Annotated in this window: 10 protein-coding genes; all 10 read left to right on the forward strand. The window is 66.2% G+C overall.

Annotated features, from left to right (window positions below):
- Window positions 1–3: 3 nt before the first annotated feature.
- The 10 genes from CEY05_RS01310 to CEY05_RS01355 all read left to right on the forward strand — a co-directional run bounded on the left by CEY05_RS01310 (window position 4) and on the right by CEY05_RS01355 (window position 14,354).
- Entirely contained in the window at window positions 4–2,004 is a 2,001-nt protein-coding gene (locus CEY05_RS01310) for a VRR-NUC domain-containing protein (RefSeq protein ID WP_088595595.1), read from the forward strand.
- A complete protein-coding gene (locus CEY05_RS01315; RefSeq protein WP_233161298.1) occupies window positions 2,001–4,472 on the forward strand; it encodes an ATP-dependent DNA helicase in 2,472 nt (823 codons plus the stop codon). Before CEY05_RS01310 ends, CEY05_RS01315 begins: the two co-directional genes overlap by 4 nt.
- A gap of 323 nt (window positions 4,473–4,795) precedes the next feature.
- Entirely contained in the window at window positions 4,796–6,235 is a 1,440-nt protein-coding gene (locus tag CEY05_RS01320) for an amidase (protein WP_088595596.1), read from the forward strand.
- Window positions 6,236–6,275: 40 nt separating this feature from the next.
- Window positions 6,276–7,868: an ABC transporter substrate-binding protein gene (locus CEY05_RS01325; protein WP_158219229.1), complete on the forward strand. Its 1,593-nt coding sequence runs from the start codon at window positions 6,276–6,278 to the stop codon at window positions 7,866–7,868.
- Between the two features lie 22 nt (window positions 7,869–7,890).
- Entirely contained in the window at window positions 7,891–8,832 is a 942-nt protein-coding gene (locus CEY05_RS01330) for an ABC transporter permease (RefSeq protein ID WP_088595598.1), read from the forward strand.
- A 13-nt stretch (window positions 8,833–8,845) separates the two neighbouring features.
- Window positions 8,846–9,739, forward strand: coding sequence for an ABC transporter permease (locus CEY05_RS01335; RefSeq protein ID WP_088595599.1), 894 nt, complete (start codon window positions 8,846–8,848; stop codon window positions 9,737–9,739).
- A gap of 6 nt (window positions 9,740–9,745) precedes the next feature.
- The gene (locus CEY05_RS01340; RefSeq protein ID WP_088595600.1) at window positions 9,746–11,386 is read left to right on the forward strand and encodes an ABC transporter ATP-binding protein; all 1,641 of its coding nucleotides are present in this window, start codon (window positions 9,746–9,748) and stop codon (window positions 11,384–11,386) included.
- A 190-nt stretch (window positions 11,387–11,576) separates the two neighbouring features.
- Complete coding sequence (locus CEY05_RS01345) at window positions 11,577–12,560, forward strand: glyoxylate/hydroxypyruvate reductase A (RefSeq protein ID WP_233161299.1); 984 nt, start codon at window positions 11,577–11,579, stop codon at window positions 12,558–12,560.
- 150 nt (window positions 12,561–12,710) lie between these two features.
- A complete protein-coding gene (locus CEY05_RS01350) occupies window positions 12,711–13,724 on the forward strand; it encodes an alpha/beta hydrolase fold domain-containing protein (RefSeq protein WP_088595601.1) in 1,014 nt (337 codons plus the stop codon).
- Window positions 13,725–13,736: 12 nt separating this feature from the next.
- Window positions 13,737–14,354 (forward strand): FMN-binding negative transcriptional regulator, encoded by a 618-nt coding sequence (locus CEY05_RS01355; protein ID WP_088595602.1) that lies wholly within the window; start codon window positions 13,737–13,739, stop codon window positions 14,352–14,354.
- The last annotated feature ends 35 nt before the right edge of the window (window positions 14,355–14,389 follow it).

Below are 14,389 nucleotides of genomic sequence, written 5' to 3' on the forward strand. Positions count from 1 at the left end.
GCCATGAGCCAGTCAGATCTATCTTCCGTCACGCGTTTCGATGGGGATGCCTCCGTTTTGGAGGCATCCGGCGTTTTTGCCGATGCGCATGGCGTCGTCGTTTTGGCGGCTTCCAGCTTCTCCGCCGATACGCCTGGCGTGCGGGCAACGGGATCCTCCAACGCTGAGGCTACGGCACCAACGGCCGCTGTCGTGGTGCCGTCGTCCATCGCCGCGGCGGCGGCACGGCTGCTGCGGCCTGGCAACGAGGAAGGGCCGGATCCGCATTACTACCTGCGCAATTTCACTTTTGCCCTGGCCTGGATCGCCGAACGTTATGGCGATCTGCTGGACGAGGCGGAACAGGCCTTCCTGGATGACTACGCGGGGTTGCCGCGGCCGTCACAGGCGCTGATGGTGCGGATGCTGATGCGCAAAGGGCCTTATTTCCGCGTCGACTCGCTGCATTACGCCGAGATCGGCGATCCGGTGAGCGCCGCGGCGCCGCTGCTGGCGCTTGGCTGGCTGGACGCGAACCCCGTGCTGACGCTGGATGCGCTTTTCGCCGTCCTGCGCCAGGCGGAACTGGCGCGAGTGTTCGCCGGCGTCGCGCCGGGGAAGCTTTCCAAGGCGCGGCTGCTGGAGCATCTGCGCGGGCTGGCGCAGTTTGGGGACGCACGGCCATGGCGACAGTGGCGGCTGCCGCAAGGCGCCAGTGATGGCGCGATGAGCAGCGCCGGTGAAGGTGCTATCGAAGGCGCCGACGGCGTTGCGGCGGGCGCGATCGATGTTGTGGAAGTGCGTATCGTGCTTCTGGTCGAGCGCTTGCGATTGATGTTCTTCGGCAATCTGCGGCAGGACTGGTCGGAGTTCGTCCTCGCCGATCTGGGTATCTTCCAGTACGAACGCGTCGAATTCCCCGCTGCGGCACGGGCTTTCCAGCATCGATCCGATATCGAAACCTATCTGCGCCTGCAGCGCCTGCGCGAGCAGATCGACGAGGTGAGCGTGCAGACAGGTGAAGCCGCAGCCGACTCGCCCTGGCAGGCGATCCATCGGGCCTTGCTGGCGGAGAACCCCGCGCAGCCGTGGTTGTGCCGGCGTCGGGACAAGCTGCTGTTCGCCTTGGGACGCGCGCGGGAACGTCAGCGCGATTGGGAAGGGGCGCTGGCGTGCTATCGATCGAATGGCTATCCCGGCGCCCGACACCGAACCATGCGCGTGCTGGAGCAGGCCGGCGCCGATGCCGATGCGCTGGCCATGGCCGAGGCCGCACTGGCCGCGCCCGAAAGCGAAACCGAGGTGCAGTTGCTGCAGCGCCTGGTTCACCGTCTGCGGCGCCGCCTTGGCCACCTCGGCCGGGACGGTCTTGCGCCTGCACGCAGGCCGACGGTCACCACGCTGGACCTGCGCCTGGCCCGGCCGCAAGACGGGCGCTCCGTCGAGTTCGTGGCGCGTGATCATCTGTCTTGCGCGGACGGGCCGGTCTATTACGTCGAGAACACGCTGATCAATGCCTTGTTCGGGCTGCTTTGCTGGCCGGCCATTTTCCAGCCGGTGGCGGGGGCGTTTTTCCATCCGTTCCAGCGCGGGCCGGCGGATCTGCACGATCCAGGCTTTGCCGCTGCCCGTCGCGCGGCCTTCGACGCCTGCCTGACGCAGCTGGACGAGGGCAGCCATGCCGACACCATACGCGCCAACTGGCGGGCCAAGGCGGGCTTGATGTCGCCCTTCGTGGTGTGGGGCGCGTTGGACGAAGCCTTGCTGGACGTCGCTTTGCATTGTTTGCCGGCCGCGCATCTGAAGCTTTGGTTCATGCGCATCCTGGCGGATATCAAGACCAATGCCAGTGGTCTGCCTGACCTGGTGCGCTTCTGGCCGGCTGAACGGCGCTATGAATTGATCGAGGTGAAGGGGCCGGGCGATCGCTTGCAGGACAACCAGCTGCGTTGGATCGCGTATAACCACGCGCACGGCATTCCCGTGCGGGTTTGCCGCGTTGCGTGGCAAGAGCAGGCTGCATGATCTACACCATTGCGGTACGTGCCCTGTGTGAGTTCACGGCTCGCAGCGGTGATCTGGACACGCGCTTCACGCCCGCGCCGTCCGGACAGGAAGGCATCGCCGGCCACCAGGCCGTCGTCGCCCGCCGCCCCGCCGGGTACGAGGCCGAGGTCGCGTTGGAAGGTATGTACAGCGGCGTTGCCAGCGATGCGGCCGCCGCCCGCGATGCCAGCCACGCGCTGGATGTTGTCGTTGCGACGGAGGTGATCGACGCAACCGACGCGACCGGCGCGACCGATGCGCCGGCAGGGATTCCGCCGGCAAGCCCGCCTGCAACCTTGCGGGTGCGGGGCCGCGCCGATGGGTACGATCCGGTGCAACACAGGCTGGAAGAGATCAAGACGAGGCGCGGGTCGGCGGATCGGGTGCCGGACAACCAGCGGGCGGTGCATTGGGCACAGGCCATGGTCTACGGACATCTGCTGTGCCAGGCCCGCTCCTTCGAAAATCTGGAAATCGCGCTGGTGTACTTCGACCTGGGCAGCCAGGAAGAAACGGTATTGACGCGCGCGTGTTCCGCCAAGGAGCTGAGCGACTTCTTCGTGGAGCAATGCCAACGCTTCCTGGCCTGGGGCCGGCAGGAATCCGCGCACCGCGAAGGACGCGATGAAGCCCTGCGCGCCATGGCCTTCCCGCAAGCCGCTTTCCGCCCCGGCCAACGTGAACTCGCCGCCGCCATCTACCGCGTCGCGCGTGACGGCAAACCCTTGCTGGCGCAGGCTCCCACCGGCATCGGCAAGACCTTGGGCAGCCTGTTCCCCATGCTCAAGGCGATGCCCGTTGCGCCGCTGGACCGGGTGTTCTTCCTTTGCGCCAAGAATGCCGGCCGCCATGCCGCGCTGGATGCGGTGGCAAAGGTGCGCGCGGCGGCGCCCTTGCTGCCTTTGCGCACCTTGGAGCTGGCCTCGCGCGAGCAGACTTGCGTGTATCCAGGACGCGATTGCAATGGCGAAGACTGCCCCCTGGCACGCGGTTTCTATGACCGCCTGCCGGCAGCGCGGGCCCAGGCGGCCGCCGCGCCTGTGCTGGACCGGCCGGCGCTGAGCGCCATCGCCGCCACGCATGGCATCTGTCCGTATTACCTGGGGCAGGAAATGGCCCGCTGGTGCGATGTGGTCGTCGGCGACTACAACTATTACTACGACTACAACGCCTTGCTGCATGGCCTGACGCTGAGTTCGCAATGGCGGGTCGGCGTGCTGGTGGATGAAGCGCATAACCTGGTCGAGCGCGCGCGCGGCATGTACAGCGGGCAGTTGTCGGCTGCGCAGTTGGCCCTGGCGCGGCGCGCTGCGCCCAAGTTCTTGCGCAAGCCGCTCGATGCCTTGCGGCGCGCGTGGAAGGGCAGTCTGCAGGAACGGGCGGGAGAGGGGTATCGCGTCTATGACCCCTTGCCGGCGCCGCTGCTGACGGCTTTGCAGCGCACGGGATCCGCACTGGCGGAGTATTTCGCCGAGCCCGCCGGCGCGGCGGAAGAGGACTTGCTGGCGTTCTATTTCGACCTGCTGCGTTTCCTGCGCCTGGCCGAAAGCCACGGTCCCCACGCACTGTTCGACGCCATGCCGGCCGAGCCGGCGCGGGGCGCCATACCCGCGGCGGCCGCGGCGGATCGGGCCCCTGGTGCGCGGACGCCGGTCGGGGCGGCGCTGCGGCGCGCCGCGCCGCTGGACACGCTTTCGGTGCGGAATGTGATTCCCGCGCCGTTCCTGGCGCCGCGTTTTGCCACCGCGCATGCCACGGTGCTGTTTTCCGCGACGTTGGGGCCTGCGCATTTCTATCGGGACACCCTGGGGCTGCCGGCGGATTGCCCGTGGGTGGACGTCCCGGGGCCGTTCCAGCCTGAGCAGTTGCAGATCCATCTCGTGGATCGCGTGTCCACCCGCTACCGCGATCGTGCCGCGTCGGTGTCGCCCATCGTTGACGTGATGGCGCGTGCCTATGCGCAGAAGGCAGGCAACTATCTGTGCTTTTCCAGCAGCTTCGATTACCTGGCGCGGCTGGCCGAGCGGCTGCAGCAGGCGCATCCGGGCATTCCCACCTGGCGGCAGGCGTCCGGCATGGATCCCAAGGCGCGTGCCGAATTCCTTGACCGGTTCGTCGCCGACGGGGAGGGGATAGGTTTCGCCGTGCTGGGTGGCGCGTTCGGCGAAGGGGTCGATCTGCCGGGTTCGCGTCTGATCGGCGCGTTCATCGTCACGTTGGGATTGCCGCAGATGAATCCGGTCAATGAAGAAATGATGCGGCGCATGCAGGCGCGGTTTGGCCAGGGGTACGACTATACGTACCTGTATCCCGGCTTGCGCAAGGTGGTCCAGGCGGCGGGCCGGGTCATCCGGTCTGAAGCGGACCGTGGCAGCGTGTACCTGATCGACGACCGCTACCGCCGTCCCGAAGTTCGGCGGCTTCTGCCGGCATGGTGGGCGGTGTAGGCCGCCATCGCACCGTCTTGAGCAAAAAAATCAAAAGGGAATTTCCGAGGAAATTCCCTTTTTTTGATTTTGGCTGGGCGCAAGCGTAGCTGCCCTGGCGGGTTCTGTACCCCGCACGCCGCCGCACAGAGGTGGTCGCCCCGGCAGGGCCGACCATATCTCTCCCCCGGCTGGGGAAATCCCTAGCCTGCTCGCTATTGTCCAGTAGCGCCCAGCTATATAGAATGATTTTTATAGCATACTGAGGTATCGCAATTCGATACTTGAAATAGGCGGCCTCGGAACGCCCCGGATAACCCCCAGACAACACAGGTAAATCGCACATGCACGCGCACGAGTACACGGCCCTGGACGGCCTGGCCCTGGCGGAATTGCTGGACCGCAAGGAAGTCAGCTCAGTGGAATTGATGGAAGCCGCCGTGGCAGTCGCGCGCGAGCGGGGCCCGGCCTTGAACGCGCTGATCTACGAACGCTACGACGAAGCGCTGCAATGGGCGCGCGACTGGCAACCGAGCGGCCCGTTCCGCGGCATTCCCTTCCTGCTCAAGGACTCCGGCTTCGCGTCGCGCCGCTTCCCGTCCAGCCTGGGCTCGCGGCTGTTCAATGACATGACCTACACCTATGACGCCACCGTGGCGGGCCGTTTCGAGCAGGCCGGGCTGATTCCCTTCGCCCGCTCCACGGTATCGGAGCTATGCATGGGCCCGTCCACCGAAGCCGTGCGCAACGGCGGCCCCACGCTGAACCCGCGCGACCTGACACGTTCGGTGGGCGGCTCCAGCGGCGGCGCGGCCGCGGCGGTGGCGGCCGGCATCGTCCCGGTCGCGCATGGCAGCGACGGCGGCGGCTCCATCCGCATTCCCGCCGCCTGCTGCGGCGTCTACGGCCTGAAGCCCTCGCGCGGCCGGGTTCCGATGGGACCGGCGCGGGGCGAAGGGTGGGGCGGCATGGCCTCGGATGGCGTGCTCACCCGTTCGGTGCGCGACACCGCGGCCGCCATGGACGTGATCAGCGGCTACGAACCGGGCGCGCCTTATGCCGCGCCGCCCAAGCCGGATTCCTATCTCGACGCTGTGCGCGAAGACCATGTCGCACCCTTGCGCATCGCCGTCTGGCGCCGTGGCTGGAACGACATCGAGCCCGCGCCTGAATGCCTGCAGGCACTGGAACGCACGGTCGCCTGGTGCCGCGAACTGGGCCATGAAGTCGTCGACGCCCAGGTGCCCGATCTGGATTACACCGGCTTCGTGCGGGCGCACGGCTCGGTGCTGGCCACCAATATCGTCATCGCCGTCGACGCACGCCTGAAGCTGCTGGGCCGGTCCCTGCGCGACGACGAAATCGAACCCGTCCTGCGCGACGGCTATGAAGTGGGCAAGGGCCTCAGCGCCATGCAATATGCCGACGCCATCACGCGCTTCCACGCCATCAGCCGTGCCATCGAAAACGCCATGGCAGGCTTCGACCTGGTGCTGACGCCGACCCTTACGCAATTGCCGGCCAAGCTGGACGAGCTGGGCCTGAACCGCGGCGGCTTCTGGGATTTCCGCATGAAAGTATCGCGCTACGCCACCTTCCTGGCGGTGATCAACGCCTCGGGCCAGCCCGCGGCCAGCCTGCCCTTGAACTGGACCGCCGACGGCGTGCCGGTGGCATCGCAACTGATCGGCCATTTCGGCCGCGAAGATGTCATCCTGCGGCTTTCGGCGCAACTCGAGCGCATCGCACCGTGGGCGGATCGTGGCATCGTCCTGCCGTCGTAAGAACCGTCAAGCCGTACACAACATCCAGCAAGGGGAACCCATGCATAACGTCAAGCTATACGCCGCCGCGCTCTGGTGCGCGGCCCTCATCGCCCCCGCATTGATGCCTTCACTGGCACAGGCGCAAACGCAAGCCCCAACGCAAACCAAGGCCCGCATCGTCATGCATGCCCCGTTGCGCGTGCTCGATCCCATCCTGACGCCGGCCTACATCACCCGCAACCACGGCTATCTGATCTACGACACGCTGTTCGCGATGGACGCCCACTCGCGCCCCCAGCCGGAGATGGTCGATACGTGGAAGGTGTCCGACGACAAGCTCACCTATACCTTCACGCTGCGCGCTGGCCTGAAATTCCATGACGGCGCGCCCGTCACCGCCGACGACGTAGTGGCGTCCCTGCAGCGCTGGGAAGCCGTCGACATCGTCGGGCGCCGCCTGAAGGCCGCCACCGACACGCTTACGGCCAGCGACGCCAACACCTTCGTGCTGAAACTGAAGCAGCCCTTCGGCCTGGTGCTGGACGCGCTGGCCCGCCAGAGCTCGGTGGTGCCCTTCATCATGCCCAAGCGCATCGCGCAGACGCCGCCCACGACGGCCATCACGGAATACATCGGTTCCGGGCCCTACAAGTTCGTTGCCGCCGACTTCCAGCCGGGCGTCAAGGCCACCTACGTCAAGTTCACCGACTATGTGCCGCGCAAGGAGCCGGCCAGCGGCTTCGCCGGCGGCAAGGTCGCAACCCTGGACCGCATCGAATTGGTCAACATCTCGGACGCGCAGACCGCCGTCAACGCCTTGCGCAACGGCGAGATCGATTTCGTCGAGGACGTGCCGCCCGACCTGATGCCGCAACTGCAGGACGCCAAGGGCATCACGCTGAAGTCCTTCGGCAAGAACAGCATGATGTTCACGCTGCGCATGAACTGGCTGCAGCCGCCCTTCAATAATCCGAAGGTGCGCCAGGCCGCGTTGGCGGCCTTGAACCAGAGCGACTTCCTGGAAGCGCAGATAGGCGACGCCAAGGTCTACCAGCTGTGCGGCGCCGTGCTGTCCTGCGTGTCGCCTTACGCGTCCGAAGAGGGTGCCATCCAGATCAAGGCACCGGATCTCAAGCACGCGAAGCAGTTGCTGAAGGACAGTGGCTACAAGGGCGAGAAAGTGGTGATCCTGCACGCCACCGACCTGCCCATCTTCACCAACATCGCGCCGGTTACCGCCGAGGCCCTGCGCAGCATCGGCATGAACGTCGAAGTGCAGTCCATGGACTTCACCACGCTGCTGGCCCGCCGTACCAAGAAGGATCCGGTGGAGCAGGGCGGCTGGAGCATCTTCCAGTCCAACATGACCAGCCTGGAACTGATGTCGCCTGTGGGTAATCCCAACCTGGACGGCGGCGGCGAGAAGGGCTATCCCGGCTGGACCAGGGACGAGGTGATGGAAGACCTGTGCAACCGCTTCGCCGCCACCAGCGACGAGGCCGAGCGCAAGCAGCTGGCCCTGGAGATCCAGCGCCGTTCCTATGCGCAGGTGATGTTCGTGCCCCTGGGCGGTTATTCCAAATTCAAGGGCTACGACGCCAAGTTCGCCAATATGGTGGATGCGCCCGTCCCCTTGTTCTGGTCGAAGTAAGCGTAAGCGGAGTTCCGGCGATATGTTGAACCTGATACTCAAACGCCTGTTGGCGGCCATCCCCGTCATGCTGGTGGTGGCGACGGTGGTTTTCCTGCTGCTGCGCCTGGCGCCCGGCGATCCCGCGCGCATCATCGCCGGTGACATGGCCAGCGAGCAGACGGTGGCGGAGATCCGCAACGACATGGGGCTGGACCGGCCGCTGGCCACGCAGTACGTGCTGGCCATGGGCGCCTTGCTGCGCGGCGACCTGGGGGCTTCCATCCTGTCCAAGGAACCGGTCAGCAAGCTGATCGGCCAGCGCCTGGGGCCCACGGTGGCGCTGGCCCTGTGCGCCATCCTGGTGACGGTGGCGTCCGCGGTGCCGTTGGGCGTGATGGCGGCATGGTGGCATGGACGCCTGATCGACCGCCTGACGCTGGCGCTGACCACGCTGGCCTTTTCGATACCGGCCTTCGTGGTGGGCTATCTGCTGATCCTGCTGTTTTCCGTGAAGCTGGGATGGCTGCCGGTGCAGGGCTATGCCAGCGTCATGCAGGGCTTCGGCGTCTTCGTCTATCACATGGCCCTGCCGACCATCACGCTGGCCGTGGTGTTCATCGCCCTGATCACGCGCATCACCCGCGCCAGCATGCTGGACGTGCTGGGCGAGGACTTCGTGCGTACCGCGCGCGCCAAGGGCGTATCGGAGCGCTATGTCCTGTACCGCCACGCCTTGCGCAATGCCGCCGTGCCCATCGTCACGGTGGTGGGCCTGGCGCTGACCACCATGATCAGCGGCGTGGTGGTGACCGAGACCATCTTCAACATACCGGGCGTGGGCCGCCTGATCGTCGACGCCGTGATGGCGCGCGACTATCCGGTGGTGCAGGGGACCATATTGTTTTTCTCCTTCGTCTACGTGTTCATCAATCTGGCGATCGACCTGGCCTACGTGCTGCTCGATCCGCGCATTCGTTATTGATCCGGACCAGACCATGACTGTGAAGACGTTTTCCGCGGCCTCGCTGCCGATGCGCCCGGCGTCCCGCCTGCGCCGCGCCGCTACCGTGCTGGCACGCGATCCCTGGATGCTGGGCGGCCTGGTTCTGCTGCTGATCCTGGTGGCGGCCGCCGTGCTGGCGCCCGTCATTTCCTGGCACGATCCCGCCAGCCTGGCGCCGCGCATGCGCCTGAAACCCTACAGCGCCGCTTATTGGTTCGGCACCGATTCGCTGGGACGCGACCTGTTCGCGCGCCTGCTGTACGGCGGACGCCTGTCGATCACGCTGGCGGCGCTGGTCAGCGTCATCTCGGTGGCCGTGGGCTTGGCGCTGGGCGTGCTGGCGGGCTATTTCCGCCGCCTGGACGCGGTGGTCATGCGCATCATCGACGGCATCATGGCCATACCGGGCCTGCTGTTGGCCATCGCCATGGTGGCCCTGGGCGGCGCCACCATCCCTACCATGGTCATCGCCATTTCCATTCCGGAGATTCCCCGCGTGGCGCGCCTGGTGCGCAGCGTGGTGCTGTCGGTGCGCGAGGAACCTTACGTGGAAGCGTCCATGGGCATGGGCACGCCGGTGTGGAAAGTGCTGTGGCGCCATGTGCTGCCCAGCACCATCAACCCGCTGGTGGTGCAGGCCACCTTCATCTGTGCGTCGGCCATCCTGATCGAAGCCGTGCTGGGTTTCCTGGGCCTGGGCTTTCCGCCGGAGATCCCCAGCCTGGGCAGCATCATCGCCGAGGGCCGGCCTTACTTTCAGCGCGCGCCCTGGATCGTGCTGTATCCCGGCCTTTACCTGGCCTTGTTGATTCTGTCGGTGAACCTGTTCGGCGATGCCTTGCGCGACCGTCTCGATCCCCGCATGGCCCGCAAACGCAAAGGCTGAACCATCATGTCCCATCCCATACTTGAAATCCGTGATCTCAAGGTGCGCCTGCCCGGCGCGGGCGACCGCCGTTATGCCGCGGAGGATATCAGCCTGACCGTGGGCGAACGCGAAATCGTCTGCATCGTGGGCGAATCGGGCTCCGGCAAATCGGTGACCGCCGGCGCGGTCATGGGCCTGTTGCCCAAGGACGTGCTGCACAAGGAAAGCGGCCAGATCCTGCTGTCCGGCAAGGACATCACCGACGCCACGCTGGGCGAACTGCGCGCCCTGCGCGGCGACCGCATGGCCATGATCTTCCAGGAGCCGATGACGGCGCTGAATCCACTGATGAAGGTGGGTGACCAGGTTGCGGAGATCTTCCAGTTCCACGGCCCGGCGCTGTCCGGCCGTGACAGCGACAAGCGGGTGCTGGATCTGTTGAACGACGTGCGCCTGCCGTCGCCGGAGACGCTGCGCCATGCGTATCCGCACCAGCTGTCGGGCGGCCAGCGCCAGCGGGTGATGATCGCCATGGCGCTGGCGATGGAGCCGGCGTTGATCATCGCCGACGAACCCACCACCGCCTTGGACGTGACTTCGCAGGCCCAGGTGCTACGCCTGCTGCATGGGCTGCGGGAACGGCACAATACCGGCATCCTGTTCATCACCCACGATTTCGATGTGGTGGCCGAGATCGCGGACCGTGTCATCGTGATGCAGCGTGGCCGTATCGTGGAAAGCGGCCGCGCCGCCGACGTGCTGGCGCGGCCGCAACATGCCTACACGCGCAAGCTGCTGGATGCGGTGCCCAAAGGGCATTTCGGCGCGCGCGAGAGCGGGGCGGCGCGCATGCCCGTGCTGCAAGTCGAGAACCTGGGGATGCGTTTCGAGACGACCAGCATGTTCCGCAGCAAGCGCCGCGTGGTCGATGCGTTGACCGACGTGTCCCTGACCCTGGGTGAGGGCGAAACGCTGGGCGTGGTGGGCGAGTCGGGGTCCGGCAAGACGACGTTGGGCCGTTGCCTGGCGCATTTCGCCCATCCGACCAGCGGGCGCATCATGATGCACGGCCAGGATATTTCCAAGCTGACGCGTGCGCAATGGCGCCAGTGGTGCAAGCGCATCCAGATGGTGTTCCAGGATCCGTACCGGTCTTTCAATCCGCGCGTGACGATAGGCCAGGCCCTGGCCGAAGGGCCCATGAATTATGGGGTTGGCGCGGCCCAGGTGCGCGAGCGCACGCTAGAGATGCTGGATCTGGTGAGCATGGACGCCAGCGCGCTGGAACGTTATCCGCATGAGTTCTCCGGCGGGCAGCGCCAGCGCATCTCCATCGCGCGGGCGTTGATGATGGAGCCGGAAATCCTGGTCGCGGATGAGGCCGTATCGGCGTTGGACGTATCGGTGCAGGCGCAGATCCTGGACCTGCTGGAAACCGTACGCGAACGCCTGGGCCTGAGCATGATCTTCATCACCCACGATCTACGCGTGGCGGCGCGCCTGTGCCATCGCATCGCCGTGATGCAGCGGGGGCGCTTGATGGAGATCGGCAGCGCCGAGGAAGTCTTCAGCCGGCCCCGCAGCGATTACACGAAGGAATTGCTGGCCGCGATTCCGGGGCAGCAGTTGGGCTCGCCTGCCCCTGCGGCGATGATGCCTGCCTAGGAGAACTCGGACCGTGGCCAGCCGCCTCCGACCGCATGTTGCGCAATGGCCAGCGCCTGGCGCTCGGCGTACGCGTGGGCCTGCAGGCCGCGGGATGTCTGCGTCGCGAACGAACTGGCCTCAAAAGAGGCTGTAGGGGCGAAGCCCCCACGAAAAAAAAACTGGATAGTGTTCCTTAATTGAAATGAGGATGCCCGTGAATCGCGTCGCCCTGCTGAGCCGCTCGGCCAACCTGGCCTATTTCCAACCGCTGCTCAACGCCATCGATCCCGCCCTGCAGATCGCCACCTGGCCCGACCCCGCGTGCCTGAACGCGGACATCGCCGTCTGCTGGAACTCGCCTCCCGGCGTCTATGCCCGCATGCCGGAACTGCGCCTGATCCACAGCATCGCCGCCGGTGTCGACAACGTATTGGCCGACCAGGAGACCCGCGGCCTGCCGGTGTGCCGGGTGGTCGATCCCATGCTGGCGCAGGGGATGCTGCAATACGTCCTCTGGGCCGTCCTGCACTTTCATCGCAAGCTGGACGTGGCGATGGCCAACCAGCGCCAGGCCTTGTGGCAGCGGCCGCGCCAACAGGCAGCGAAGGAATTTCGCGTGGGCCTGATGGGCCTGGGCGAACTGGGTGGGCTGATCGCCGCCACCTTGCCTTCGCTGGGCTATTCCGTGAATGGCTGGTCGCGCACGCCGCGTGCACAGGCAAGCGCGGAGGCACGCGCAGTGGCGCACCCGGCGGCGTCCGGCGCGGCGCCCGCCGTGCGGATGTTCAGCGGAGCCGAGGACTACGAAGAATTCCTCGGCCAGACCGACCTGCTGGTGTGCTTGCTGCCCTTGACCGAATCCACCCGGGGCATCCTCGATCGCCGCACGTTCGCCGCGCTGCCGCCGGGCGCCGCCGTGGTCAATTGCGGCCGTGGCGAACACCTGGTGGCGGACGACCTGATCGAGGCCCTGCAGTCCGGCCACCTTCGCGGCGCGGTGCTCGACGTCTTCACCCAGGAGCCATTGGCGGCCGATCATCCCCTGTGGCGCACGCCAGGCGTGGTGGTAACGCCGCACATGGCGACCATGGCCGCTTTCGAAACCGTGGCGGCGCAGATCGTCGCCAACATCCACCGGCTGCGCGACGGACTGCCCCTGGTGAATCAGGTCGATATGGCAAAAGGCTATTGAATCCGCCGCGCAAGGTGCCGCTGACGGTGCGCCCGTCCTGGCGCCCCCGCTCACTTCCCCGCCCATTTCCTCGCCCATTTCCTCTTTCCATCCCACGCTTCCGCGCCGCCGTGCCGGGCCCTGTTGAACATCAAAACGCAGAGAAACATCATGTACCTGGAAGATCCCGCCTTTACCATCCCCACCGGCAAGCCGGCGCCCGTGGATCCGCAGATCGCCGAATTCATGCGCCTGATGGCCAAGGACGCCGCGCAATATCCCCGCCGCGACACCATAGGCATCGAGGAAGGCCGCGCCAATGCCGAGAAAGTGCGCCTGCCCTGGGCCCAGGGCGGCCCCAAGATGGCCAAGACCGTCGAACATCGCGTCGGCACGCGCTTCGGTACCCAGCTGCGCGTGCGCGTGCATTACCCGGCGCAGCGCAAGCTGGCGGGCGCGCTGGTCTACATCCACGGCGGCGGCTTCGTGCTGTTCAGCATCGACACCCACGACCGCATCATGCGCGAATACGCCGACCGCGCCGGCGTGGTGGTGATCGGCATGGACTACACGCTGGCCCCCGGCGCCAAGTTTCCCCAGCCGCTGGAGGAATGCATAGACGTGTTCCGCTGGGTCCACGACAATGCCGCCATGCTGGATGTCGATCCCAAGCAGCTTTTCCTGGGCGGCGATTCGGCCGGCGCCAACATGACCATGGGGGCGTGCCTGACGCTGCGCGATGCCGGCTTGTCCATGGTGAAGGGCGTGGTGCTGAACTACGGTGGCTTCGGCAGCAATCTGTTCCGCAACTCGGTGGTGCGCTATGGCAGCGGCGAATACGGCCTGTCCCTGCACATGATGATCTGGTTCCGCGGCATGCACATGGCGCGCGGCGAGGACTTCATCAATCCGCGCGCCGACATCCTGCGGGCCGATCTGCGCGGCCTGCCGCCGGCCTATCTGGTGGTCACGGAATGCGATCCCCTGCATGACGACAGTGTCGAGCTGGAACGCAGGATGCGCGAAGCCGGCGTCGAGGTGCAGTCCAAGGTCTATCCGGGCACCGTGCACAGCTTCCTGGAAGCGGTCTCCATTGCCGATATCGCCGGCGTGGCCTTCGACGACACGGCGCGCTGGTTGCAAGCGCATTCCGAAGGCCATTCTCATGCTCACGCTGGCGCCTGAGGAACGATACCCATGTATACGCCGCCGGCCTATGCCGAGCACGACAGCGCGGCCCTGCATGCCTTCATGCGGGCCCACAGCTTCGCCACGCTGGTGACGGTGGGCGAGGGCGGGGCCAATGCCACGCACCTGCCTTTCCTGCTGCGGGGGGAGACCCTGATCACCCATCTGGCGCGTGCCAATCCGCAGTGGCGCGATCTGCAGGCGGGGGCACCGGCTCTGGTGTTGTTCCAGGGACCGCATGCCTTCATCTCGCCCAGCTGGTACGAGAACCAGCAAACTTTTCCCACGTGGAATTACACGGCGGTGCACGTGCGCGGCCAGCCGCGGCTGATTGAAGCGCCGGAGGATATCCGCGCCGTCCTGCAGGCCACCGTGGCCACGTACGACTCGCCCCTGGGCGGGACGTGGCGTTTCGACGCGATGCCTGATACGCTGACGCTGCCTCGCCTGAAGGCCATCGCCGCGCTGGAGATTCCCCTGGCCAGCGTGGAAGGCAAGATGAAGCTGAACCAGGACAAGTCGGTGCCCGACCGCCAGGGTGTGATCGCGGCGCTGGAACGCCAGGGCGATGCGGACGCCATGGCGGTGGCGCGTTTGATACGCGACTTCACGCCGGCGGTGACGTAAGCCGCCGGCGTCGGCGCAGACCGCCGGCTGTCGTA

Origin of the sequence: Achromobacter sp. HZ34, from assembly GCF_002209485.1 — a bacterium.
In the GTDB taxonomy this organism is placed as follows: Bacteria; Pseudomonadota; Gammaproteobacteria; order Burkholderiales; family Burkholderiaceae_B; genus Bordetella_C.

What these genes read in the sequence shown, in the direction of transcription:
- CEY05_RS01345 (WP_233161299.1), top strand. Translation starts at nt 11,577, where the DNA reads ATGCCCGTGAATCGCGTCGCCCTGCTGAGCCGCTCGGCCAACCTGGCC.
- CEY05_RS01310 (WP_088595595.1), top strand. Translation starts at nt 4, where the DNA reads ATGAGCCAGTCAGATCTATCTTCCGTCACGCGTTTCGATGGGGATGCC.
- CEY05_RS01325 (WP_158219229.1), top strand. Translation starts at nt 6,276, where the DNA reads ATGCATAACGTCAAGCTATACGCCGCCGCGCTCTGGTGCGCGGCCCTC.
- CEY05_RS01350 (WP_088595601.1), top strand. Translation starts at nt 12,711, where the DNA reads ATGTACCTGGAAGATCCCGCCTTTACCATCCCCACCGGCAAGCCGGCG.
- CEY05_RS01320 (WP_088595596.1), top strand. Translation starts at nt 4,796, where the DNA reads ATGCACGCGCACGAGTACACGGCCCTGGACGGCCTGGCCCTGGCGGAA.
- CEY05_RS01330 (WP_088595598.1), top strand. Translation starts at nt 7,891, where the DNA reads ATGTTGAACCTGATACTCAAACGCCTGTTGGCGGCCATCCCCGTCATG.
- CEY05_RS01340 (WP_088595600.1), top strand. Translation starts at nt 9,746, where the DNA reads ATGTCCCATCCCATACTTGAAATCCGTGATCTCAAGGTGCGCCTGCCC.
- CEY05_RS01355 (WP_088595602.1), top strand. Translation starts at nt 13,737, where the DNA reads ATGTATACGCCGCCGGCCTATGCCGAGCACGACAGCGCGGCCCTGCAT.
- CEY05_RS01335 (WP_088595599.1), top strand. Translation starts at nt 8,846, where the DNA reads ATGACTGTGAAGACGTTTTCCGCGGCCTCGCTGCCGATGCGCCCGGCG.
- CEY05_RS01315 (WP_233161298.1), top strand. Translation starts at nt 2,001, where the DNA reads ATGATCTACACCATTGCGGTACGTGCCCTGTGTGAGTTCACGGCTCGC.